Annotated in this window: 1 protein-coding gene and 1 pseudogene; both read left to right on the top strand. The window is 76.8% G+C overall.

What is annotated here, in order from left to right; translation table 11 throughout:
• Window positions 1–191, top strand: a pseudogene (locus HW578_RS27110) (Bug family tripartite tricarboxylate transporter substrate binding protein); the annotation flags it as partial.
• Window positions 188–820: a hypothetical protein gene (locus HW578_RS27105; protein WP_198373793.1), complete on the top strand. Its 633-nt coding sequence runs from the start codon at window positions 188–190 to the stop codon at window positions 818–820. The pseudogene HW578_RS27110 and the gene HW578_RS27105, both read left to right, overlap by 4 nt.
• Window positions 821–884: the final 64 nt, after the last annotated feature.

Raw genomic sequence — 884 nt, 5'->3', positions numbered from 1 at the left:
CGGCCGAGGTCGGCGCGCGCCTTCACGAGGCGCTGGCCGCCGCGCTGGCCGAGGCCGAGGTGCGCGCGCGGCTCGACCGGCTGGGCGCGGTGCCGGTGGGCAGCACGCCGGCGGAGTTCGGCCGCTTCGTGGTGGACGGCCGCGCCGCCATGGCGACCCTGGTGCGCGAGGCGAATATCCGAATCGAATGATGCGCCCCCTGGTCGTGCCCATCGCGCTGGCATTGCTGGCGGCGCTGATGGGGACGGGCATCTATGGCAGCATGTTCGGCGCCATGGTCGGCGCGCGCGAGGTGCGCGGGGTGCCCGCCATGCTGGGCTTCGTCGCGCTGCTGGTGCTGCGCGACGGACTGCGCGCGCTCGGCCCGGCGGCCGGCTGGGCACTCCTGGGCGCGGCGGGCACGGTCGCGATGCGCGCCGCCACCGACAGCCTCGGCCGCTATGGCTGGATGCCGGGCGAGGACCCCACCGGGCCGGAAATCGGCCTCGAGGCCGCCTGGTGCTTCGCGCTCGCGCTGATCGCCTGGCGCGGCGCGGCGTGGCGCTGGGCCGGTGCGCTGCTGGCCGCCTGCGTGGCGACCACGCGCATCGGCGAGTACGGCCAGGTGCTGGTGCCGCTGACCTTCGAGCCCACGCTGCGCGAGGGCGTGCTGATGGGCCTCAACGTGGTCGCGGGCTTCGCGGCCGGGCTGGCGGTGCTGGTGGCGGCCGGCTGGGGTGTCTCGGTGCTGGCGCGGATCCCGGCGGGCCACGCCCGGCCGGGGCGCGTGCTGGCCGCGCTGGCAGTGGCGGCCGGATTGGGGCACATGCTGCGCCCGTGACCCGCAGGGACAAGCTAGCCATGACCGCGAGCCGAGCCTGCCTGCCGCGGCGCGGGGCGATGTG

Source organism: Roseomonas rosulenta, assembly GCF_016106005.1.
GTDB lineage: Bacteria > Pseudomonadota > Alphaproteobacteria > Acetobacterales > Acetobacteraceae > Neoroseomonas > Neoroseomonas rosulenta.
The sequence above is the reverse complement of the archived record's forward strand: the minus strand, read 5'-3'. Positions and strand labels throughout refer to the sequence as shown.